Annotated in this window: 22 protein-coding genes and 1 pseudogene; 9 read left to right on the top strand and 14 right to left on the bottom strand. The window is 66.0% G+C overall.

What is annotated here, in order from left to right:
- Positions 1-11: 11 nt before the first annotated feature.
- The 10 genes and pseudogenes from XCSCFBP4642_RS30005 to XCSCFBP4642_RS0110220 form a co-directional block, all read right to left on the bottom strand.
- Positions 12-272, bottom strand: a complete 261-nt coding sequence (locus XCSCFBP4642_RS30005; RefSeq protein ID WP_228325669.1) for a hypothetical protein — start codon at positions 270-272, stop codon at positions 12-14.
- A complete protein-coding gene (locus tag XCSCFBP4642_RS0110260) occupies positions 269-1,417 on the bottom strand; it encodes an AAA family ATPase (protein ID WP_228325670.1) in 1,149 nt (382 codons plus the stop codon). Before XCSCFBP4642_RS0110260 ends, XCSCFBP4642_RS30005 begins: the two co-directional genes overlap by 4 nt.
- A 69-nt stretch (positions 1,418-1,486) precedes the next feature.
- A complete protein-coding gene (gene carA, locus XCSCFBP4642_RS0110255; RefSeq protein ID WP_029219707.1) occupies positions 1,487-2,614 on the bottom strand; it encodes a glutamine-hydrolyzing carbamoyl-phosphate synthase small subunit in 1,128 nt (375 codons plus the stop codon).
- Between the two features lie 234 nt (positions 2,615-2,848).
- Positions 2,849-3,565: a 4-hydroxy-tetrahydrodipicolinate reductase gene (gene dapB / locus XCSCFBP4642_RS0110250; RefSeq protein WP_029219706.1), complete on the bottom strand. Its 717-nt coding sequence runs from the start codon at positions 3,563-3,565 to the stop codon at positions 2,849-2,851.
- A gap of 118 nt (positions 3,566-3,683) precedes the next feature.
- Entirely contained in the window at positions 3,684-4,388 is a 705-nt protein-coding gene (locus XCSCFBP4642_RS0110245) for an MOSC domain-containing protein (RefSeq protein WP_425480177.1), read from the bottom strand.
- An 11-nt stretch (positions 4,389-4,399) separates the two neighbouring features.
- Complete coding sequence (locus XCSCFBP4642_RS0110240) at positions 4,400-5,602, bottom strand: aminotransferase-like domain-containing protein (RefSeq protein ID WP_029219704.1); 1,203 nt, start codon at positions 5,600-5,602, stop codon at positions 4,400-4,402.
- A gap of 364 nt (positions 5,603-5,966) precedes the next feature.
- Positions 5,967-6,134: pseudogene (locus XCSCFBP4642_RS0110235) on the bottom strand (nuclear transport factor 2 family protein); the annotation flags it as partial.
- Positions 6,135-6,236: 102 nt separating this feature from the next.
- Complete coding sequence (locus XCSCFBP4642_RS0110230; protein ID WP_029219702.1) at positions 6,237-6,491, bottom strand: DUF6587 family protein; 255 nt, start codon at positions 6,489-6,491, stop codon at positions 6,237-6,239.
- A 1-nt stretch (position 6,492) separates the two neighbouring features.
- Positions 6,493-8,352 (bottom strand): ferrous iron transporter B, encoded by a 1,860-nt coding sequence (gene feoB / locus XCSCFBP4642_RS0110225; protein WP_029219701.1) that lies wholly within the window; start codon positions 8,350-8,352, stop codon positions 6,493-6,495.
- A complete protein-coding gene (locus tag XCSCFBP4642_RS0110220) occupies positions 8,349-8,597 on the bottom strand; it encodes a FeoA family protein (RefSeq protein WP_029219700.1) in 249 nt (82 codons plus the stop codon). Before XCSCFBP4642_RS0110220 ends, feoB begins: the two co-directional genes overlap by 4 nt.
- Before the next feature lie 114 nt (positions 8,598-8,711).
- Here XCSCFBP4642_RS0110220 and XCSCFBP4642_RS0110215 point away from each other — a divergent pair, with 114 nt between their 5' ends.
- From XCSCFBP4642_RS0110215 to XCSCFBP4642_RS0110190, 6 genes are all read left to right on the top strand, one after another.
- On the top strand, positions 8,712-9,509 hold the full coding sequence (locus XCSCFBP4642_RS0110215) for an enoyl-CoA hydratase-related protein (protein WP_029219699.1): 798 nt from the start codon (positions 8,712-8,714) through the stop codon (positions 9,507-9,509).
- Positions 9,506-9,895 carry a VOC family protein gene (locus XCSCFBP4642_RS0110210; RefSeq protein WP_029219698.1) on the top strand — a complete coding sequence of 130 codons (390 nt, stop codon included), beginning with the start codon at positions 9,506-9,508 and terminating at the stop codon, positions 9,893-9,895. The genes XCSCFBP4642_RS0110215 and XCSCFBP4642_RS0110210 overlap by 4 nt, the downstream gene beginning before the upstream one ends.
- Before the next feature lie 109 nt (positions 9,896-10,004).
- Positions 10,005-10,901: a hydroxymethylglutaryl-CoA lyase gene (locus XCSCFBP4642_RS0110205; protein ID WP_029219697.1), complete on the top strand. Its 897-nt coding sequence runs from the start codon at positions 10,005-10,007 to the stop codon at positions 10,899-10,901.
- A gap of 124 nt (positions 10,902-11,025) precedes the next feature.
- The gene (locus tag XCSCFBP4642_RS0110200; protein WP_029219696.1) at positions 11,026-11,796 is read left to right on the top strand and encodes an SDR family NAD(P)-dependent oxidoreductase; all 771 of its coding nucleotides are present in this window, start codon (positions 11,026-11,028) and stop codon (positions 11,794-11,796) included.
- A 104-nt stretch (positions 11,797-11,900) separates the two neighbouring features.
- On the top strand, positions 11,901-12,467 hold the full coding sequence (yeiP, locus tag XCSCFBP4642_RS0110195; RefSeq protein ID WP_029219695.1) for an elongation factor P-like protein YeiP: 567 nt from the start codon (positions 11,901-11,903) through the stop codon (positions 12,465-12,467).
- The gene (locus tag XCSCFBP4642_RS0110190; RefSeq protein WP_029219694.1) at positions 12,467-12,853 is read left to right on the top strand and encodes a hypothetical protein; all 387 of its coding nucleotides are present in this window, start codon (positions 12,467-12,469) and stop codon (positions 12,851-12,853) included. The genes yeiP and XCSCFBP4642_RS0110190 overlap by 1 nt, the downstream gene beginning before the upstream one ends.
- Before the next feature lie 260 nt (positions 12,854-13,113).
- On the opposite strand, the gene XCSCFBP4642_RS0110185 is transcribed toward XCSCFBP4642_RS0110190, so the two are convergent.
- Genes XCSCFBP4642_RS0110185 through XCSCFBP4642_RS0110175 form a run of 3 tightly spaced genes read right to left on the bottom strand, consistent with a single transcriptional unit; the run spans position 13,114 to position 16,731 of the window.
- Positions 13,114-14,988, bottom strand: a complete 1,875-nt coding sequence (locus tag XCSCFBP4642_RS0110185) for a DUF7844 domain-containing protein (RefSeq protein ID WP_029219693.1) — start codon at positions 14,986-14,988, stop codon at positions 13,114-13,116.
- Entirely contained in the window at positions 14,985-15,278 is a 294-nt protein-coding gene (locus XCSCFBP4642_RS0110180; protein ID WP_029219692.1) for a DUF2388 domain-containing protein, read from the bottom strand. Before XCSCFBP4642_RS0110180 ends, XCSCFBP4642_RS0110185 begins: the two co-directional genes overlap by 4 nt.
- Positions 15,279-15,312: 34 nt before the next feature.
- The gene (locus XCSCFBP4642_RS0110175) at positions 15,313-16,731 is read right to left on the bottom strand and encodes an FAD-binding oxidoreductase (protein WP_029219691.1); all 1,419 of its coding nucleotides are present in this window, start codon (positions 16,729-16,731) and stop codon (positions 15,313-15,315) included.
- A 212-nt stretch (positions 16,732-16,943) separates the two neighbouring features.
- Between XCSCFBP4642_RS0110175 and serA the strand changes: the two genes are divergently transcribed.
- Entirely contained in the window at positions 16,944-18,185 is a 1,242-nt protein-coding gene (gene serA / locus XCSCFBP4642_RS0110170) for a phosphoglycerate dehydrogenase (RefSeq protein WP_029219690.1), read from the top strand.
- A 138-nt stretch (positions 18,186-18,323) separates the two neighbouring features.
- Here serA and XCSCFBP4642_RS0110165 read toward each other — a convergent pair whose 3' ends face one another.
- Positions 18,324-18,908 carry an NUDIX hydrolase gene (locus XCSCFBP4642_RS0110165; protein ID WP_029219689.1) on the bottom strand — a complete coding sequence of 195 codons (585 nt, stop codon included), beginning with the start codon at positions 18,906-18,908 and terminating at the stop codon, positions 18,324-18,326.
- Positions 18,909-19,049: 141 nt separating this feature from the next.
- Here XCSCFBP4642_RS0110165 and XCSCFBP4642_RS0110160 point away from each other — a divergent pair, with 141 nt between their 5' ends.
- Together XCSCFBP4642_RS0110160 and XCSCFBP4642_RS0110155 are read left to right on the top strand one after the other, a co-directional pair.
- Positions 19,050-20,522: an amino acid permease gene (locus tag XCSCFBP4642_RS0110160; RefSeq protein ID WP_029219688.1), complete on the top strand. Its 1,473-nt coding sequence runs from the start codon at positions 19,050-19,052 to the stop codon at positions 20,520-20,522.
- 127 nt (positions 20,523-20,649) lie between these two features.
- Complete coding sequence (locus tag XCSCFBP4642_RS0110155; RefSeq protein WP_029219687.1) at positions 20,650-22,080, top strand: amino acid permease; 1,431 nt, start codon at positions 20,650-20,652, stop codon at positions 22,078-22,080.
- The last annotated feature ends 411 nt before the right edge of the window (positions 22,081-22,491 follow it).

Genomic DNA, 22,491 nt, shown 5'->3' with positions numbered 1-22,491 from the left:
TTCCGGAAGACTTACGCGGCACGTATGGCCTCTTGACCCCGCACCTCGAACTCCTTCATGTCGTTGAGGATGGCGTTCACCGCCTCGAAATCCGCCTCGTCCATACCGCGCAACACTTCGTATCGAATCAGCGGGGAGATCGCGATCTTGACATCCGGATCGGCGACCAGCGCCTCGAATGTCGACAGCGACGCTTGGTGAGCAGCATTGCTCTCCTCCCCATCCAGCGCGCCGATCAAGAGGTTGGCATCGAGCAGTACCAGACGGGTCATGCTTGCTCCCCACCCTGCCGATCGCGGCGCTGCTTGACCAGGTCCAGCAATGCACGTTTGGTAGCGGACTGGTCTTCGCTGACCAGCGCCTCGCGCTTGAGTGCATTGAGATCGACACCAAAGGTCTCTTCAAGCACATCCGCGAATGCCTTCATGTTGGGCGAGTCGATCACAGACGACCTGACGACTCCGTCTGCCGCGTCGCGCTCCAGGAGATAGGCCTCTCCCTGCTCGAGCTGGGTCAGTACCAGCGGCGAGTGGGTGCTAATGAAGAACTGCGTGTTTGGGAACAGCGCCTTCAAATGTCTGACGATGCTGACCTGCCAACCGACATGGAGGTGACTTTCGATCTCGTCGATCAGCACCACGCCTGGCAGGTTCTGCAGATCCTTGGAGTTACTGAAGCCTGCGTACCCGGAGACGATGGCTTGAAACAGCTTCACTACCGAGGCAAATCCCGAACTGAGTTCACCCAGCTCAATCATGCGGCCCTCCACACTCAGGTAAACACGCTGCGAGCCGTCGATCTGCAGGCGCTCGGCATCCACACGCTGATCGATGCGATGCAACAGCTTCAATACCGACTCGATCTCGTTGCGCAGGTTGTCCTTTTCAACCTGAAAAGGGTTGACCGACTGCGCACGCTGTATGAACCACACGCGGATGTCCGCATCCATGCCGGCAGAGCGCAACGAGCCTTCTCTGCACTTATCTAACAGCAACTCAAAATGCTGAGACCTACGTTCCTCAAAATTTCCCAATGCTGCAATGGATGTGGGCTGACTTCCCATCGACGATCGCCCACCCGCACCGATGTAAACCAAGGGACGCGAATGACGAACAGCATGTGAGGCAACATCTCTTGCCTGCACGAGCTTTTGCAAAGGCTCATCAATAAGATATCGCGAGTCATCGATAAGGACGTTGGACGCGGGCACGCACTTGTCTGGATTGATTCCCCGATCACCCTTGACTCGCAAGAACTCCTCATTGGTAAAAAGCAATACGCAATAGATGGCTTCTAAAGACTTCGTTTTGCCAACGCCATTGACGCCAAAAAGCACACGCGCCCGGCAGGCTGCGTCGAACCGCAGCTCCACCTTGCCGACTCCCTTCAAACCTTCGATGTCGATGCGATCAAGCATTAGGACCTCCACTGGGGCCGACGGTATGCCATGCAGTCATCAGAGCGAGCATGTGGCCCTGGACGGGGTTCAAGCTTTCACTTCAGCCATCAACGCCACAAACCGATCGAACAACGGCCCCACATCGCGCGGCCCCGGCGAAGCTTCCGGGTGGCCCTGGAACGAAAAGGCCGGCGCGTCGGTCAGCGCGATGCCCTGGTTGGTGCCATCGAACAGCGAACGGTGGGTGACGCGCACATTGGCTGGCAGCGTGCGTTCGTCTACCGCAAAGCCGTGGTTCTGCGAGGTGATCATCACCCGGCCGCCGTCCAGGTCCTGCACCGGGTGATTCGCGCCGTGGTGGCCGGTGGTCATCTTCAGCGTCTTCGCACCGGCAGCCAGCGCCAGCAGCTGATGGCCCAGGCAGATGCCGAAAGTCGGCACCTTCTTCGCCACCAGCTCCTTGATCGCGGCGATGGCGTAGTCGCAGGGTTCCGGGTCGCCCGGGCCGTTGGACAGGAACACGCCATCCGGATTCATCGCCAGCACTTCGGCCACCGGGGTCTGTGCCGGCACCACGGTGACGTCGCAACCGCGCTCGGCGAGCATGCGCAGGATGTTGAGCTTCACGCCGTAGTCGTACGCCACCACGCGGTACTTGAGCTCGGCGCGCACGAACGCATTGGCGTCCAAGTCCAGCTGGCCTTCCTGCCAGGTGTAGCTGGTCTCGGTCGAGACCACCTTGGCCAGGTCCATGCCCTTCAGGCCGGGGAACTTGCGCGCGGCGTCCAGTGCGGTGTCGACGTCGATCTCGCCGGCCATCAGCGCGCCGTTCTGGGCGCCCTTTTCGCGCAGCAGACGGGTCAGCTTGCGGGTATCGATGCCGGAAATGGCCACCACGCCGCGCGCCTGCAGCCATTCCGGCAAGGCCACCTGGCTGCGCCAGCTGCTGGGACGGCGCGGCACATCGCGCACGATCAGGCCGGCGGCCCAGATCTTGCGGGCCTCATCGTCCTGATCGGTAAAACCGGTGTTACCGATGTGCGGATAGGTCAGCGTGACCATCTGGCGGGCGTAGGAGGGGTCGGTCAGGACTTCCTGGTAACCGGTCATGGCGGTGTTGAACACCACTTCGCCGACGGAAAGCCCGTTGGCGCCTACGGATTCGCCCTCGAACACGGTACCGTCTTCGAGGACAAGGATTGCGGGTTGGGTCACGTGGGGTCTCGCTCTGGCTGCCTGGGACTCCGATGCGCTTCCGGCCAAATTCCGGTTGCAGCAAAGCGCGGACGCGGTGCTGAGGACCGGTCCGACGCTGGTTCGGGCAAGCGAGAATTGTAATGGCAAGTGCTCCGGCTTGCCAGCCTGACAAGCGAGACGAGCATGCCCGGCGGCGCACCCGCATGCATACGCAGCGCAACCGCGCGTGCGTTCACACGCGGTTGCGCGGCGCTACAACACCAGGTCGCGCACCCGGTAACTGCCGGCAGGCCGGCCGATCAGGCGCTTGGCAGCATGCAACGCACCACGCGCGAAAATGTCGCGGTTGGTGGCCCGATGCACCAGCTCCAGCCGCTCGCCCAGCCCGGTGAACTGCACCGTATGCTCGCCGACGATATCGCCGGCACGCAGGCTGGCAAAACGCGGCTGCGCACCGCTGCCGGTGGCGGCTTCACCCAGGGTCAGGGCAGTCCCCGACGGCGCGTCCTGCTTGTGGACGTGATGCGCTTCGACGATGTCGCAATCCCAGCCCGGCAAGGTACCGGCGGCGCGCTCGACAAGCTCGGTGAGCACCGCCACGCCCAGGCTGAAGTTGGACGCCCACACCAGCGGAATCTGTTGTGCCGCCTGCAGCAATGCCGACCGCTGCGCCTCGTCCAGCCCGGTGGTGCCGGACACCAGCGGTCTGCCGCGCTGCGCGCACAACGCCAGGATCGGCGCAAAGCCCTGCGGCAAACTGAAATCGACCGCCACATCGAAGGCCGGCGCGCCGCCCAGCTCGCTGGCGGCGAAGAACGGCACGCCGTCCACCACCCGCTGCGCAGGCGAGCGCCCCACCACCGCACCGACGACCTGCAAGGCCTCGTCTTCGGCCGACAGGCGCAGCAAGGCCTTGCCCATCCGCCCGGAGGCGCCGTGGATCAACACTTTTACAGGGGAGCTTGTCATGCGCGCAGGCTAGCGAGGCTGCGGGGGTTGTACAAGGTGCCGGGAATCGGGAATCGGAAAGCATGAGGCCGGCCGCCGTGCCCGCATGGCTGCCAAGTCACCGTGCTGTCAGCTGCACTCAGTCTTCCACGCCATCCAGACGTTTGCTCCAGCTTTCGACCTGGCTGCGTTGCAGGCGGCGTTCGAATAGGATGCGCCACGACGGCACCAACGGCAGCGTCAGAACCTCCGTGATGGCGGTTTCGTCCACCGCGCGTGCGTAGAGCAGTTGTTGCAGGCGCGACAGCGACCAGTGCGGATGCGGACGTGCCTGCAAGGCCAGGATATCGCCTGCAGTCACGGCGCCGGGTTGCAGCACGCGGTAATACCAGCCGGTGCGGCCGGTGTCCTGCACCCGGCGCGCCATGTCGCGCACGCCGAAGCGGTCCGAGAGTTTCCAGCATGGCTGGCGCACTTGCGACACCTCCACCACCGCCGTGCCCAACGCGAAGCGATCGCCCAGGCAAATATCGGCTTCGGTCAGCCCGACGGTGCTCAGGTTCTCGCCGAAGGCACCAGCGCTCTCCAGCAAGGCATGCGCACCGAGTTCGCTGCGCCAGGCGGCGTAGTGCTCGCGCGGATAATGGTGGATGGCCTTGTCCGGCCCGCCATGCACACGGCGGTCGCCCTGCTCGTCGCCATCCAGCCCGTCGATACCCACCCGTACCGGTCCGGGTACGGCACGCTTGTCGATGGCGCTGCGCGTGCCGGGGCGGCTGAAATCGCGCGCCACGCCAATGGCCACGCTATCGATCGGCGTGGACGATGGCATCTGCGCGGTCATCGCCGATGCCGTCATGCACCCTGCCCCGGCAGCTCGGCCAATGCCTCGCGCAACACCTCGCCCAGCACCTGGATGCCGGCATCGATCTTTTCGGCCGGCACGGTCACGAACGACAGGCGCAAGGTGTTGGCCTGCGGCAAGGTGGCGAAGAACGGCGCACCCGGCACAAAGGCCACGTTGCGTGCGATGGCCCGCGCTAGCAGCACCGTGCCGTCCAACCCCGGCGGCAGGCTGACCCACAGGAACATCCCGCCTTCGGGGCGGTTCCATTGCACCTGTTCCGGGAAGTGCAGGTCCAGCGCTTCCAGCATCAGGCTGCACTGGCGCGCGTAGAGCGCGCGAATCTGCGGGATATGGGTGTCGAGAAAATCGTCCTGCAAGGTCTGGTACACCACGCGCTGGGTGAACGATGGCGTATGCAGATCGGCTGCCTGCTTGGCCTGGATCAGCTTGCCCAGCACCGCCTCCGGCGCCACCACGTACCCCAGCCGCAGGCCCGGCGCGAGCACCTTGGAGAACGAGCCCATGTAGATGACGCCTTCGGGGTTCATCGACAACAGGCTCGGCAGCGGCTCACCGCTGTAATACAACTCGCCATACGGATCGTCTTCGACAATCGGCACACCCGCCTGCGCAGCACGCTCCACCAGCGCCTGGCGCCGGGCCAGCGGCAGACGGCGGCCGGTGGGATTCTGGAAGTTGGGCAGGCAATACAGAAAGCGCGCATCGGCCAGCAGGGCCGGATCCAGCGCGTCCACCACCACGCCCTCCTCGTCCGAGGGCATGCCGACGAAGCTGGGCTGGAACAGCGAAAACGCCTGCAATGCGCCCAGGTAACTCGGCGTCTCCACCAGCACCTTGCTGCCTTCGTCGATGAACACCTTGCCCAGCAGGTCCAGGCCCTGCTGCGACCCGGTGGTGATCAGCACCTGGCTGGGCCGGATGCTGGCGCCATCGCAGCTCAGGCGCGCAGCCACCCACTCGCGCAGCGGCGCATAGCCTTCGGTCGGGCCGTATTGCAGCGCGGCCTGCGGCGCGTCGCGCAATACCTGGTCGCTGGCCGCGCGCATGCGCTCCACCGGAAAGGTGGCCGGCGATGGCAGGCCACCGGCGAAGGAAATGACCTCCGGGCGCTCGGTCACCTTGAGAATTTCGCGAATCGCCGAACTGGTCAGCGCCTGCGCACGTCGGGAAATCTGGAAGGAAGTGGTCATGGCATAAGCATACCCAACGGCCGCTGCGCAGATGCTGTGCACTGCAGCGTGCGCTGGCATCGCCGGACCCGTCAGGCGGCAGCGGGGAAACGTTCGGCACCGTCTGCAGCGGCCATGTGCGTCAGCGGGTTGCAATGGCTGAACTGACGACGATTTGAACAAGAATAGCTGCAAGCATGCTGCGCAGCGGCCAGACGGGCGCTGCCTGCGCTCGGAATCGGCTTTCTGCACAAGCATTCAATCCGGTGAAAGCAACCGCCGCCTGCCGCATCTGCAGGTGGCATGAAGTCCCTGCGCCCAAGCCGCAGCGGCAGGCATGGATCCACACCGTAGATCCGCAGCTCCGCCGCTATTGCGGGCACGGCTATTGGTAAGCCGGCCCGACCCAGACGGTGTCCTCGCTGCGCGCAATCAGCGTTTTCCAGCGTTTGCGGATCAGCTTGTCACGCGAGCGGAAGGTCATGCGCATGCCCGGCAGGCCGAGCGTGGCGCGCGTTTCAACCATCGCCGACTGTTCGTTGGGCGCAATCTCGGCCACCGCGGCCAGAATCGCCAGCAACACCAGCAAACGCATTCCCATCCCCCTGCCATGCCGCGTCCTGCGGCCGCGCAGGTGTAGCGTAGGTTGCGTGCCTCAGTGCTTGCGTGGCGGCGTCGGGCCGCAACTGTCGCAACCGCCACAGGACGCGCCACCCTGCGTGGCCGGCGGTGCGATGCCGCGGCCGAGTACGTGCATCCAGGCCGGCCGGCCGGCGCGCAGCAGAGCGAGCGCAAGCGCCCCGCGCAGGCGGCGCAAGGGACCGGGAAACTGCTTCTTCATCACCACCCACAGGCTGAGCAGCACCGCGACGGCGATGACCAGGTATTGCAGGGTGAGCGACAGGTCCATCTCAGCCAGCCCCGAGCGCGACTGCCAGCTGGTAGGTCACCAGCGAGGCCAGGTAGGCCAGCGCGAACAGGTACACCGCGCTGATGGTCATCTGCTTCCACGAATTGGTTTCGCGCTTGATCGTGGCCAGCGTGGAGATGCACATCGGCGCGTAGATGTACCAGACCAGCAGCGACAGCGCGGTGGCCAGCGACCAACCATCGCTGATCAGCGGGGACAGGGCCTGCGCTGCGGCATCGTCGTCGGCGGACGACAGCGCGTACACCGTGGCCAGCGAGGCCACCGCCACTTCGCGCGCAGCCAGGCCGGGAATCAGTGCAATGCAGATCTGCCAGTTGAAGCCCAGCGGTGCGAAGAACGCCGCCATCGCATGGCCGATGCGGCCGGCAAAGCTGTAGTCGATTGCCGGCAAGGTGGCATTTGCCGGCGCCGCCGGGAACGACAACAGGAACCACAACAGGATGGTCAGCGCCAGGATGATGCCGCCCACGCGCTTGAGGAAGATCCAGGCGCGCTCCCACAGCCCCAGCGCCAGGTCGCGCACCTGCGGCACGCGGTAGGACGGCAACTCCAGCATCAGCGGGTGCTCGCTCTTGTCGCGGCGCCACTTCTTCATCGTCCACGACACCAGCAGTGCACTGACGATGGCCGCGGCATACAACCCGAACAACACCAGCCCCTGCTGGTTGAAGATGCCCCATACCGTCCTCTGCGGAATGAAGGCCCCGATCAGCAGCGCATACACCGGCAACCGCGCCGAACAGGTCATCAGCGGCGCGACCATGATGGTGGCCAGCCGGTCGCGCGGGTCCTGGATGCTGCGGGTGGACATGATGCCCGGCACCGCACACGCAAAACTCGACAGCAACGGAATGAACGAACGCCCGGACAACCCGGCCGCCGCCATCATGCGATCGAGCAGGAACGCAGCACGCGGCAGGTAGCCGGATTCTTCCAATGCCAGGATGAAGGCGAACAGGATCAGGATCTGCGGCAAGAACACGATCACCCCGCCCAGTCCGGCGATGACACCATCCTTGAGCAGGCTGTTGAGCGGCCCTTCCGGCATGGTGCTCCCCACCCACTCGCCCAGCGCAGCGGTGCCGACATCGATCAGGTCCATCACCGGCGTGGCCCAGGCATACACCGCCTGGAAGATCAGGAACATCACCACCGCCAGCGTCACCAGCCCCCAGACCGGATGCAGCAGCCAGCGGTCCAGCGCATCGTCCACGCGCGAGGTGCGCGTGGGCATGGTGACCGCCGCGCTCAGGATCTGCCGCACCTGCGCGTGGTAGTTGCCATCGGCCGGGGGCGTGGCCGTCGGCGCGGCCAGGCTGGCCGCCTGCGCATCGAGCCGTTCCACCAGCACCCTGGCGCCGCCGCGCCGCACCGCCACCGTTTCCACCACCGGCACGCCCAGCGCCTGTTCCAGTGCCGGCAGGTCGATCACGATGCCGCGTCGCTGTGCGGCGTCCATCATGTTCAGCGCCACGATCATCGGCCGGCCCAGTTCGCGCAGCTCCAGCGCAAAGCGCAGATGCAGGCGCAGATTGGTCGCGTCCATCACATACACCAATACATCCGGTGCCGGCTCGCCCGGATAGAACCCGCGGCACAGGTCGCGGGTGATCGCCTCGTCCAGGCTGGCCGGTTGCAGGCTGTAGGCGCCTGGCAGGTCCAGCACCGCGAAATCGCGTCCGGACGGCGCGCGGAAGTGGCCTTCCTTGCGCTCGACGGTGACCCCGGTGTAGTTGGCCACCTTCTGGCGGCTGCCGGTCAGCTGATTGAACAGCGCGGTCTTGCCACTGTTGGGATTGCCCACCAACGCCAGACGCAACGGGACGATGGCCGCGCTCATGCCGACACCTCTTCTTCGCGCACGTGCACGCGTGCGGCCTCGCTACGGCGCAAGGCAAAACGCGTATAACCGACCTGGACCAGCAAGGGTTCGCGACCGACCGGCCCCATTGCCAGCACGGTGACTTCCTCGCCCGCGACAAACCCCAGTTCACGCAGGCGCCGGGCGATCGTGTCGTTAGGGAGACGATCCTCCACGGAATCCACGATGGCGGCGCAATGCAGGGGCATGTCGGACAACGTCACAAAGACGGCCTGATTGATAGGAATGGTTCTCAATTCTAGCATCGACGCACCGCGTCATGGCTCTGGCGACCCGTGCCGCTATGATGGTTCGCATCCCATTCATGGACGTACGCAATGCAGGACACCGGCTTGATCGTCGAGGACCAGGGACCGGTCCGCACCTTGCGGTTGCATCGCCCTACCGTGCACAACGCCTTCGATGCGACGTTGATCGCCGCGCTCACCGAGGCCTTGCAGCACGTCGGCAGCGCACCGCAGATCCGCGTGGTGGTGCTGACCGGTGCCGGCGATGCATTCTCCGCGGGCGCGGACCTGAACTGGATGCGCGGCATGGCCGGTGCCAGCGAAACAGAGAACGCCGCCGATGCACTGACGCTGGCGCGGCTGATGCGCACGCTGGACGAACTGCCCAAGCCCACCATCGCCCGCGTCAATGGCGCGGCCTTCGGTGGTGGCGTGGGCCTGGTGGCCTGTTGCGATATCGCCATCGGCTGCACCGAGGCGCGCTTTGGCCTGACCGAAAGCAAGCTGGGGCTATTGCCGGCGGTGATCTCGCCCTATGTCATTGCCGCCATCGGTGCGCGCCAGGCACGGCGCTGGTTCGCCACCGCCGAAATCTTCGACGCCGGCACCGCGCAGTTGCTGGGCCTGTTGCACCAGCTGGTGGCGGCCGATCAACTGGATACGGCGGTGGAACGCCAGGTTCGCCTGCTGCTGGCCGCCGCGCCGCTGGCCACCAGCCATGCCAAGGCGTTGGTGCGCTCGGTCATGCCGCCCGCCGACCGCGATGCCATCGATGCCGCCAACGCGGCCTGGATCGCCCGTCTGCGCGTGTCGCCCGAAGGCCAGGAAGGCCTTGGCGCGTTCCTGGACAAGCGCGCTCCTGCCTGGGTGCCGGAGAGCGTGGCGTGAGCGCGATCGACCACGTGGGCATGGCCTGCAGCGACCTGCAGACCAGTGTGGCGTTCTACCGCGTGGCGCTGGCGCCGCTGGGCATCACGCTGCTGGCCGAATTGACCGCAGCCGACACCGGCGGCCGCGCGCACGCCGGTTTCGGCATCGAACGGCCATTCCTGTGGCTGGGTTCCCAGGCGCAAGCCTTGGGCGCTACGCATCTAGCGTTGACGGCGACCGACCGCGCCAGCCTGGAGGCCTTTCATCAGGCGGCGCTCGCCGCCGGCGGCCGCGATCACGGCGCCCCCGGCCTGCGCCCGCATTACCACCCGCACTACTACAGCGCCTTCGTGCTCGACCCCGATGGCAACAACCTCGAAGCGGTCTGTCACCGCGCCGCATGAGCACCGTTCCGATGTCCTTGATCCCGTTATCTCCTTGCGCGGAAGTGGGCGCACATAACAAGGCTGCTGCGTCGGCCGTATCCGGTCGTGCATGTGCGGACGCGGGTGCATGAGCGACGTCGTCCGCATCGTCGAAGTGGGCCCACGCGATGGACTGCAGAACGAGGCGCAACCGATCGCCACCGCCGACAAGATCGCGCTGATCGATCAATTGTCGGCCACCGGCCTGCGCACCATCGAAGCCACCAGCTTCGTCAGCCCACGCTGGGTGCCGCAACTGGCCGACGCTGCCGACGTGTTCGCCGGCATCACCCAGCTGCCAGGCATCGCCTACCCGGTGTTGGTGCCGAACCTGCAGGGCTACAGCCGTGCGCAGGCCGCAGGCGTGCGCGAAGTGGCGGTGTTCACGGCCGCGTCGGAGACGTTCAACCGCACCAACACCAATGCCGGCATCGACGAATCGATCGAGCGGTTCCGCCCGATCCTGGAGCAGGCCACCATCGATGGCGTGCGCGTGCGCGGCTATGTCTCCACGGTGCTCGGCTGCCCCTACCAGGGCGAGGTGCCGGTGGCCGACGTGGTGGATGTCGCGCAACGGCTGTACGCACTGGGCTGCTATGAGATCTCGCTGGGCGACACCATCGGGGTCGGCACGCCGCGCAAGGCGCAGCAGATGCTGGCCGCGGTGGCGCAGCAGGTGCCGATGGAGGCACTGGCCGTGCATTTCCACGATACCTATGGCCAGGCGCTGGCCAATATCGCCGCCTGCCTCGAGGAAGGCGTGCGCGTGGTCGATGCCGCCGTCTCCGGTGCCGGCGGTTGCCCGTACGCCAAGGGCGCCAGCGGCAACGTCGCCAGCGAAGACGTGGTGTACCTGCTGCATGGCCTGGGCATGTCCACCGGCATCGACCTGCCCGCCCTGGCCCGCATCGGCCGCTGGCTGGCGCAACTGCTCGGCCGCGATACCGGCAGCAAGACCGGCAGGGCACTGGCGGCGGCTGGCTGAGGGCCGCAAGGCCGTTACCACCACCACGATCGCGCCAGGGCTTCGGCTAGAATTGCCGGCCGCGCGCCAACCCGCTCGCGAGCCGATCTGCGTCGGCCCGCAGCGCTTCTTCAGGGAACCCTCCATGCAGCCAACGTCTGTCCTTGCCGTGATCACCGGTGGCGTCTCCGGGTTGGGCCTGGCCGTGGCGCAGCGCATCGTTGCCGACGGCGGCAAGGTCGCGCTGTTCGACGTCAATGCCGACAAGGCCGACGCGGCGCTGGCATCGCTCGGCGCCGGCAACGCGCATTACCTCGCCACCGATGTCACCGACGAAGCGCAGGTTGCCGCCAACATGGCGCAGGCCGCGCAGGCGCTGGGCGGGCTCAACCTGGTGGTGAATTGTGCCGGCATCCTCGGCGCCGGCCGGGTGCTGGGCAAGGAGGCGCCGATGCCACTGGCGACCTTCCGCACCACCGTGCTGGTCAATCTGGTCGGCAGCTTCAATGTCGCCAAGGCCGCGGCCGATCTGATGCAGCACAATACCGCCGGCGACGACGGCGAGCGCGGGGTCATCATCCACACCGCGTCGGTGGCCGCCTATGAGGGCCAGATCGGCCAGGCTGCGTATGCCGCCAGCAAGGGTGGCGTGGTCGGCATGACCCTGCCGATGGCACGCGAGCTGGCGCGCTTCGGCATCCGCGTGATGACGATCGCACCGGGTGTGTTCTGGACCCCGATGGTCGACGGCATGCCCGAAGCGGTACAGCAATCGCTGTCCGCGGCGATCCCGTTCCCGTCGCGCCTGGGCCAACCCGACGAATACGCCGACACCGTCGCCTTCATCCTGCGCAATCGCTATCTCAACGGCGAAGTGATCCGCCTGGACGGCGGCGTGCGGTTGGCACCCAAGTAGCCGGGATTCGGGATTGGGGATTCGTGACAGCAAAAACGCCGTACCCTTCCCGCCTTCTGAATCCTGTTTTGCCAATCCCGAATCCCCAATCTCTGACTTGACCCATGAAAGCCAACGACATCAAGAAAGGCAACGTCGTCGAACACAACGGCGGCATTTACCAGATCCGCGACATCGAGCGCAGCTCGCCGCAGGGGCGCGGTGGCAATGTGCGCTTCCGCTTCATCATGTACAGCGTGCCCGGCGGCGCCAAGCTGGACGCCAGCTTCGATGCCGACGACAACCTGCCGGAAGTCGAGCTGCTGCGCCGTCAGTCCACGTTCTCGTACAAGGATGGCGAGGCGTTCGTGTTCATGGACGACGAAGACTTCACTCCCTACACGCTGGATGCGGACGTGATCGGCAACGATGCCGGCTACATCACCGATGGCCTGACCGGCATCTACGTGCAGGTGATCGACGACCAGCCGGTGGCGGTACAGCTGCCACAGACAGTGACGCTGGAAGTGATGGAAACCCCGCCCGAACTCAAGGGTGGCACCGCCACCAAGCGCCCGAAGCCGGCCAAGCTCAATACCGGCATGGAAATCATGGTGCCCGAGTACATCAGCAACGGCGAACGCGTGCTGGTCAACACCACCACCGGCGAATTCGCCGGCCGCGCCGACTGATGCGGCGCCTGCTCGCAGCCCTGTCGCTGGGGCTGCTGGCGGCCTGCACCGCCAAACCCGTACCGACGCCCGCGTCGGCACCGGCTGCGGCCACCTGCACCGACCCCAAGGTGGAGGAAGAATGGCTGCAGCACCCGGCCGGCCTGTGCGGCATGCCCGACGACGTGCGTGCGCTGGTGGACGACTACGACACCTGCGTGCATTTCGCCGGCGAAGAACCCTACGACGCCGATCGCCGCCACGAGATCGAAGTGGCAGTTGCGCAGTTCTGCACACCGGCACCGGCACGTCTGGCCAAGCTGATGCAGCAGTACCGCAACGATGCACGCATCAGCCAATGGCTGCGCCAGTATGCGGTGCAAGCGGATCTGCAACCCGCCCGCTGAGGTATCCCTTCACCGCTCGGGACATTGATCCCCTTGGTGGGAGAAGGTGGCGCGTAGCGCCGGATGGGGGTACGGGCGAAGCCTCGTGCAGTTGGAATAACACGAGAGCTTCGCCCCGTCCCCTCACCCCAACCCCCGCGCCCCGGCTCGCGCTCGCAGCGCGGGCGCTCCAAGGCACGCGCGCCAGTGGCGCGCAAGCCCTGCCTTCTCGCCCCCGCGGGAGAGGGGCTGGTGCTGCGCCCCTTCGCGTCGCCCGATCACTATTGCACCTGCAGAGGCAGGCGCATGTCCGCCTGCACGTTCTCGGCGGCCGCATCACCGCGCGCAAGTAGGCGCAGGCGCGTGCGCAACTGCGCCACATTCGCCTCGCCCTGCTCCAATCCACTGCGCAGGTTGGCCGGCAAGTGCTGGCGGCCCAGGAGCTGCAGCTGCTTCCAGCCGCCGACCAGCACATCGCTGTCCTGCGCCACGCGCGCGCTCAGTTGTCGCTGCTCGTCTGCCTGCGGCAAGCCGTACCCGGTGCTCCCCAACAGGATCGCGGGATGACTGAGTTGCGCTTCACGCGCAAACAGCGACTGCAGCTGCCCCTGCATTGTTTCGCGCCCCACCACGCCCGCTTGCAGCAGGCGTTTGAGTGCATCGCGCGCCAGTAACTCCTGGCGCCGCAACGCCGCCTGTTCCAGCAACAAGGCCGCCGCGGTTTCGCGCAGGCCGCCGCGATCGAACCACTGGGCGCGCGCTTGCGGCGCCGCATCCAGCCACTGCGTCACGCTGGTTTGCGGCACCGGCAGGCCACGCCGGAGCACATCGAACATGGCCTGGTAATGCGTGGCCGCCGATTCGAAGTAATAGCCCTGACGCGTGGCCTGCGCGCGATCGTCCAGCACGGCCATGTCGGCAATGCCCGCGCGTTGCAGGCGCTGGCGCACGCCGCGCGGAATGATCGACGACAGGCGGGCGGCGGCCAGACGCGGCACGCCGTCGTGCAGCAGCTTGTAGGTCTCCACCGCACAGTTGTTGCCGATGAAGTAATAGCGCCCGTCGTAACTCCAGTGCACCTGCGCCGCACGCGCGAGCAGCGCGGCGATCTCCGCCGGTGTCAACGCCAACGGCACCGACGACAGGGCGCGCAGTTCCACCTTGGTGTATTCGTCCACCACCTGGTTCAACGGCAGCACGAACAGGCGCGAGGGGTACGAGCCGGTGAGCCCGCGCCAGCTGGAAATCTGCACATCGCCAACGAAGGCACGGAACGACAGCACGCGGTGGTACTGCAGATCCAGCCGGCACGCCGGCCCGAGCGCACGGCCGGGCGCGCAGATCACCAGCCGCAGCATGCTGTGGCCCCAGCGGCTCATCGGCTGTTCGTTGCCCTCGGCAAGCAGGTAGTCCACCGCATAGACGCGCGCCGGGTCCAGCGTCAGCAAGGACATCGCACCGGCATCGTTGTCGGCCTGCAGATAGGGCAGCGCTGGCGTACACGACGCGGCACCCTGCGGCGGGCCCAGCTGCTGCGACAACCACGCCGCCAGTGCCGGCCGCCGGCAGGCGTAGTCCGGGTCCAGCACGAAATGTTCCAGATTGACCGCGACAAACTCGGCCGGGCTGCGACGCTCATAGTCGTCGGGGCTGCGGTCGCTGAAATGGTTGGCACCACGTCCGATGCGCCAGGGCCGCACCTGCCAGCCGGCCAGGTCGCGCAACCGCGGATCGCGTGACAAGGCGCTGCCACTGCCGCGGTCGAGGACATGCGCCAACTCGTGCACCAACGCCGCCATGGCGGCGCGTGTGGGCGGTGCTGTGACATCACTGCGCGCACTGTCCGGCTGCGCGCGCCATGCCTGCAACAAGGCGCGGTCGAGCAGAATGCGCTGACCGATGGCACGGCCATGCACCCGGGCCGGCAAATCGTCTCGCCACTGCAAGGCGATCGGCGCCTTCAAACGCTCGGCCCAACGCGGCGACAGGCGCCGCACCACCTGCTGCACCAGCGCATCGCTGGCCGCGCGGTCGGCCGGTTCCGATACCGACGCCACGATGTTGATCTGCGAGACCGGCGCGGCGGCGGCGTCACGCTGTGCGGCCGCGGCGATCGCCACGGCCAACCACCACCCGCAGCGCTGGCGTGGACTCACTGCGCCAGGATGGACTGCGCCAGTTCCAGATCGCTGGCCAGGCGCGCTGCATCGCTGCGCGTGCGCAGCTGCAGCAGCGCCGCTTCCAGACGTGCGCCACGGATCGCGCCATTGCTGGCGACGAAGCCGGCGGCATCCTCGCGGGCATCGGCCAAAACCTTGTCATCGCCGGAGCTGCTGCTGTTGGACGACCCGGCCGACGAAGCGCCGGCCGACGTGCCGGCCAGACTGGAAGCGAACGCCGCCAGCGGCAGCAGGGGCAGTGCACAAAACACGAGTGAGCGAATCATCGGCGCGTCGTTTCCATGTGAAGGTTCCGAAAGACTAACCGGCGTGCGCACTGCCTGGCGCGTCGTCCATCTCGAACAGCTTGCCGGGATTCAGCAAAAGATGGGGGTCGAGTACCTGTTTGACGCCACGCATCAATGCGATCTCCGTGCCGGAGCGCGTGCTCCACAGATACGGCTTCTTGACCAACCCGATGCCGTGCTCGGCCGAAATGCTGCCGCCGAATCGCTGCAGCGCCTGCGCCAGCAGCTTGGTAACCTGATCGCAGGCCGCCACGAACTCGGCCTGGCTGGTGGCATCGGGCCTGAGCACATTGATGTGCAGGTTGCCATCGCCGATATGGCCGAACCACACCACATCGAAATGCGGGTAAGCCGCTTTGAGCAAGGACTGGGCTTCGGCCAGGAACGCCGGCATTGCCGAGATCCGCACCGACACGTCGTTCTTGTACGGCGTGTAGCGCGCCAGCGCCTCGGTGATGCCTTCGCGCAGGCGCCACAGCTGCGCCGCCTGCGCATCGCTCTGGCTGATCACGCCGTCGCTGACCCAGCCCTGCTCCATGCAGGTCTCGAACGCCGCCATCGCGGCCGCTTCCTGCGCCTCATCGCCGGCGGCGAATTCGGTGACCACGTAGTACGGATGCACCTGCGCGAAGGGTGCCTGCGCGCCATGCGCCAGCACGTGTTCCAGCGCGCGGTCGGTGAAGAATTCGAAGGCCTCCAGGCGCAGCTGCGCGCGGAAGGCGGCGAACACCTGCATCAGCACATCGAACGAGGGCAGCGCCAGCAGCATCACATTGCTGGGCGGCGGCGGATCGGTCAGCCGCAACGTCGCCTCGACCACGATGCCCAGCGTGCCTTCGGAGCCGATCATCAGGTGCCGGAAGTCGTAGCCGCTGGAATTTTTAACCAGCGCGTTGTTGAGTTCCAGTAGCTCGCCGGCGCCGGTCACCACCTTCAGGCCGGCCACCCACTCGCGCGTGTTGCCATAACGGATCACGCGAATTCCGCCCGCATTGGTGGCGATGTTGCCGCCGATCGAGCACGAACCACGTGCGGCGAAATCCACCGGATAGATCAGGCCCTGCTCGCGTGCGGCGTTGTGCACCGCCTCCAGCGGCATGCCCGCCTGCACGGTGAGCGTGCGATCCACCGCGTTGAAGTCCAGCGGCTTGTTCAGTCGCTCCAGGCTCAACACCAGCTCGCCGTTGGCCGCCACCGCACCACCGGACAGCCCAGTGCGGCCGCCCGAGGGCACCACCGCCACACCTTGCGCGTTGGCCCAGCGCACCACGGCCTGCACGTCCTCCACCGACCCGGGCAGCGCAATGGCCAGCGGATTGGGCGTCCAGCGGCGCGTCCAATCGCGGCCGTAATGTTCCAGGTCGGCCGGCTCGGTCTTCACACGCAACGCCGGCACGGCCTGTTGCAACGAAAGGATGCGGGGATCGGTCATGGCACGCGGCGCTGCGGATAGGAACCGCACAGCGTGCCAGCGTGCGCCGGCCTCGTCCAGCGATACCGCCAGCCGCCACCGGCGCCTTGGATTCAGCTGAAACCGTTGCGGCACACGGGCTGCAGGCCTGCGAACAGTGCGTTGCGAGCGCCCCCCATCGGGCACCCCATCTGGCATAGTTGCCAACCCCGATTGCTGCATTGCGCTCCCCCATGTCGCCGAAGAAGACCTCGTTTCCCAAGCAGGACATCCGCGTGCTGTTGCTGGAAGGCATCAGCCCGACCGCGGTGGATGCGTTCCGCGCCGCCGGGTATTCGCAGATCGAACTGCACGCCAAGTCGTTGCCGGAAGACGAGTTGATCGCCCGCATCGCCGATGCGCATATCGTTGGCATCCGCTCACGCACGCAGCTGAGCGCGCAGGTGCTGGCGCATGCCAAGCGCCTGATCGCGGTGGGCTGCTTCTGCATCGGCACCAATCAGGTGGACCTGGAGGCGGCGGAGCTGGCCGGCATTCCGGTGTTCAACGCGCCCTACTCCAATACCCGCAGCGTGGCCGAACTGGTCATCGCCGAAGCGATCCTGCTGCTGCGCGGCATCCCGCAGAAGAACGCGCAATGCCACCGCGGCGGTTGGTCCAAGTCGGCCGCCGGCAGCCGCGAAACGCGCGGCAAGGTACTGGGCATCGTCGGCTACGGGCACATCGGCACCCAGGTCGGCGTGCTGGCCGAATCGTTAGGCATGCAGGTGATCTTCCACGACATCGAAACCAAGTTGTCGCTGGGCAACACACGTGCCGCCATCGACCTGGACGACCTGCTGGCGCGTTCGGACGTGGTGACCTTGCACGTGCCGGAAACCCCGTCGACCAAGAACATGATCGGCGCAGCCGAAATCGCCCGCATGAAGCCTGGCGCGCACCTGATCAACGCCTCGCGCGGCACCGTCATCGACATCGACGCGCTGGATGCGGCGCTCACTTCCGGCCAGATCGGCGGCGCGGCGGTGGACGTGTTCCCGATCGAGCCCAAGGGCAATGGCGATGCGTTCGAATCGAAGTTGACCGCACACGACAACGTGATCCTGACCCCGCATGTGGGCGGCAGTACGCTGGAAGCGCAGGACAATATCGGCATCGAGGTCGCCGCCAAGCTGGTGCGCTACAGCGATAACGGCAGCACCTTGTCGGCGGTGAATTTCCCCGAAGTGACGCTGCCCGAGCACCCCGACAGCCTGCGCTTGCTGCATATCCACCGCAACGTGCCGGGCGTGCTGTCGCAGCTCAACGAACTGTTCTCGCGCCACAACGTCAACATCGACGGCCAGTTCCTGCGCACCGACCCCAAGGTCGGTTACGTGGTGATCGACGTCAGCGCCAGCGAGGCGCAGGCCACCGCGTTGAAGGAAGGCCTGGCGGTGATCGAAGGCACCTTGCGGACTCGGGTACTTTATTGATCTGTTGTTGCACGAGCGCCCTCATCCGGCGCTTTGCGCCACCTTCTCCCGCTTGCTCCCTTCTCCCGCTTGCTCTCTTCTCCCGCTTGCGGGAGAAGGTGCCCGCAGGGCGGATGAGGGCGCACACCTCAGCACCCATCACACGCCTCGGGCCATCCACTTCTCCGCCATGCGCCGCAGCGACGGATCCAGCTCCGGTTCTGCAAGCAGCTCGACGATCGGGCGCCAGGCCAGGGCCAGCGATTCCTCGCTGACCTGGAAGTCTTGGTCCGCGCCGGCCACCACCACGTAGCGCGCGTCGTAGTGCCAGTGGCCTGCCACCTCGCCGCGTGCCGGGATCCAGTGGCGGTCCAGATCGAATAGGTCCGCATCCGCCAGCCTCAGGCCGGGCAAACCGGATTCTTCTTCCGCTTCGCGGAGCGCGACCTGGGCCAGGTCGCGGTCGCCATCGGCGTGCCCGCCCAGTTGCAGCCAGCGCTGCAGCTTGCGGTGATGCGTGAGCAGGGTGCGGTTACCGTCGGCGCTGACCACCCAGGCCGAGCCGGTGAAATGACCTTCGACACGCGCGCGCACGAACGGATTGGTGGCATCGTCCAGCAGCTGTGCGAACTGCTCGGCCACCATGGCCTCGTCCGGCCAGCGCGTGCGGTAGGCAGCCAGTTGCTGCCGCAGGGTTGCATCCACCATCTGTTGGTCTCGGTCGCCCGTGGGCCAGGCGACCATTATCGCCATTCATGCTGCGTACGCGCTTGTCGTGAGCGTGTAGCTTTGGCAAGGTAGGCCGCTTGCCTGTCCCTTCGGGACGCGGCGCACACCTTTGCCCAGGCGCCAGCGCCTTGGCTTTGCCACTTGGGGATGTACCGAATGCTGAAGTCTCTGTTGAGGGTCAAACCGATCGAGCCCGCCGCACATGTCGACGCGGGCGAACCGGTCGAAGGCAGCCTGAAGGGCGAAGCCACGCTGCAACGGACCCTCACCGCCAAGCATCTGATCATGCTGGGCATCGGCGCGGTGATCGGCGCCGGTATCTTCGTGCTGACCGGCCAGGCTGCGGCCAACCATGCCGGCCCGGCGGTGATGTTGTCCTTCGTCTTTGCCGGCATCGCCTGTGCCTTCGCCGGCCTGTGCTACGCCGAATTCGCCGCGATGATGCCGGTCTCCGGTAGTGCTTATTCGTATTCATACGCCACGCTCGGCGAAGGCATCGCCTGGTTCATCGGCTGGTGCCTGGTACTGGAATATCTGTTTGCCGGCTCCAGCGTCGCGGTCGGCTGGTCGGCCTACCTGATCAGCTTCCTGACCGGCACGCTTGGATTGCCGTTCCCGGCCGAGCTGGCCGGCGCGCCACTGGCCTGGGACGGCCACAACTTTGTCAGCTCCGGCAACCTCATCAACCTGCCGGCGGTGCTGATCGTCGCTGCAGTGAGCATGCTGTGCTACGTCGGCGTCACCCAGTCGGCATTCGCCAACGCCATCGTGGTGGCGATCAAGGTGGTGGTGATCTGCCTGTTCGTCGGCTTCGGCATCGCCTATATCGACCCGGCCAACTGGCACCCCTTCATCCCAGAAAACACCGGCCCGGGCCAGTTCGGCTGGGACGGGGTGTTCCGCGCGGCGTCCATCGTGTTCTTCTCCTACATCGGTTTCGACGCGGTTTCGACCTCGGCCGGCGAAACCAAGGACCCGCAGAAGAACATGCCGATCGGCATCCTGGTGTCGCTGGCGATCTGCACGGTCATCTACATCATCGTCTGTGCGGTGCTGACCGGGCTGCTGCCCTACACCCAGCTGGGCACCGCCAAGCCGGTGGCGACCGCGCTGGAAGCGCACCCGCAGTTGACCTGGCTCAAGACTGCAGTGGAGATCGGCGCGATCGCCGGCTTGTCCTCGGTGGTGCTGGTGATGCTGATGGCGCAGCCGCGCATTTTCTACACCATGGCCAAGGACGGGTTGATGCCCAAGCTGTTCGGCAAGGTGCACCCGAAGTTCCACACGCCCTACGTCGGCACGCTCTTAGTCGGCGTGGTTGCCGCGCTGCTGGCCGGCATGATCCCGTTGAACGTACTGGGCGAGCTGGTCTCGATGGGCACCCTGCTCGCCTTTGCCACCGTCTGCGCCGGCGTCATGGTGCTGCGCTTCACCAAGCCCGACCTGCCGCGCCCGTTCCGGGTGCCGTTGGCAATGGTGATCTGCCCGTTGGGCGCACTGGCCTGCCTGTTCCTGTTCTTCCAGGCCTTCCAGGAACACTGGAAGGTGTTCGTGGGCTGGACCGTGATCGGCCTGTTCATTTATTTCGGCTACGGCATCCACCATAGCCGTCTGGCCCGCAAGGCCTGAATGCGAGTCCCTCGCAACAGCCCGCACATCCGTGTGCGAGGATTTGACAACGCGAGTCCCTCGCAATAGCCCGCATATTTCGCACAAGCCCGCACCGCCATGTGCAGGATTCAACAGGAACCGCTGCATGTTCAAGCAACTCTGGGCCACCAAACACCCGCACGCCAGCCATGAGGCGGCCGACGGGCTGGGCCTGCAACGCGCGCTCGGCCCCTGGGGGCTGACCGCACTCGGCATCGGCGCGGTGATCGGCGGCGGCATTTTCGTCATCACCGGCCAGGCCGCGGCCGAGCATGCCGGCCCGGCGATCGTGCTGTCGTTCGTGCTGGCCGCAGTCTGCTGCGCGTTCTGCGCGATGGCCTACGCCGAGTTCGCCGCGATGGTGCCGGTATCCGGCAGCGCCTACACCTATACCTACGCCACCTTCGGCGAACTGGCGGCCTGGTTCATCGGCTGGATGCTGGTGCTGGAATACGGCGTCTCGGCCTCGGCGGTGGCGGTCAGCTGGACCGGCTATTTCCTCAGCCTGCTGGAACACTTCAACATCCATCTCCCTGCCGCCCTGGTCAGTGCACCGCTGGACGGCAAGCTGCAGCGGACCGGTGCAATCGCCAACCTGCCCGCCGCCGGCATCGTGCTGCTGCTGACCTGGCTGTGCTATGTCGGCATCCGCAAATCGTCGGCGATGAACATGGCGATGGTGATCCTCAAGACCGGTCTGATCATCCTGGTCATTGCGGCCGGCTGGAAGTACGTGGACCCGGCCAATTGGCATCCTTTCATCCCCGCCAACGAAGCACCGGGCAAGTACGGCATGGAAGGCGTGCTGCGTGGCGCGGCGATGGTGTTCTTCGCCTACATCGGCTTCGAGGCGGTCTCGGTGGCGGCGCAGGAATCGCACCGGCCGCAGCGCGACCTGCCGATCGGCATGATGCTGTCGCTGGTGATCTGCACCGTGCTGTACATCGCCATGGCTGCGGTGATGACGGGCCTGGTGCCCTACACCCTGCTGGGCACCGACGAGCCAGTGGTGACGGCAGTGGCCGCGCATCCGCAGCTGGCCTGGCTGCGCGTGGTGGTGGAAGTGGGCGCGTTGATCGGGTTGTCGTCTGTGGTGCTGGTGATGATCATCGGCCAGCCGCGCATCTTCATGATCATCGCCCGCGACGGTCTGCTGCCATCGATCTTCACCCGCATCCACCCCAAGTACCGCACACCGCATATCAATACCGTCATCACCGGTGTGGGCATCGCACTGTTGGCCGCCGTCTTCCCGCTGGATGTGCTGGGCGAGCTGACCTCGATGGGCACGCTGATCGCCTTCGCCGCCGTCTGCGCCGGCGTGATGATCCTGCGTTACACCCATCCGGAATTGCCGCGTCCGTTCCGCATTCCGTTCGCCTGGCCGATCTGCATCGCCGGTGTGCTGAGCTGCCTGGCCTTGCTGTCGGCAATGACCCTGCACAACTGGATGCTGATGGGGGTGTGGACGCTGGTCGGGCTGGTGGTCTATTTCGGCTACGGCTATCGTCATAGCCACCTGCGCGACGGTCGTTGAGCAAACGCACGAGCCAGCAGTGGCTAACGCAAAGACTGCGCGTCGGCGTATGGCAGTGCGGATGACCCGGGTCTTCGTTGCAGAGCGGCCGATCTGGCGCTTGGCTTGACGGCGCTGATCTGTCGCTTGAATGCAGGGCCCTTGCCCGCCCATGGTCGCAGGACACGCCGCAAGCATGTCCGTGTAGGCTCTTACGCGGCATCCTTGCAGCGTAAGGTCTCCCGACGGTGGGCGGGCAAGGAGGAGTCGAGATGGTCGGTGTGCCTCGTTGAGCGCAGTGCGTGATGCGCGTAGTTTGGTGCTGGTACGCCGGTTCGACGTCCACACACGTGCGACAAGCAGCTTTCCATGCAGCCACCGACCAACAGTCTGGCTCGGTGTCCTCGCCGATTGCGGGACCGTTGGCGGCAT

The sequence above is a fragment of the Xanthomonas cassavae CFBP 4642 genome (assembly GCF_000454545.1).
GTDB lineage: Bacteria > Pseudomonadota > Gammaproteobacteria > Xanthomonadales > Xanthomonadaceae > Xanthomonas > Xanthomonas cassavae.
The sequence above is the reverse complement of the archived record's forward strand: the minus strand, read 5'-3'. Positions and strand labels throughout refer to the sequence as shown.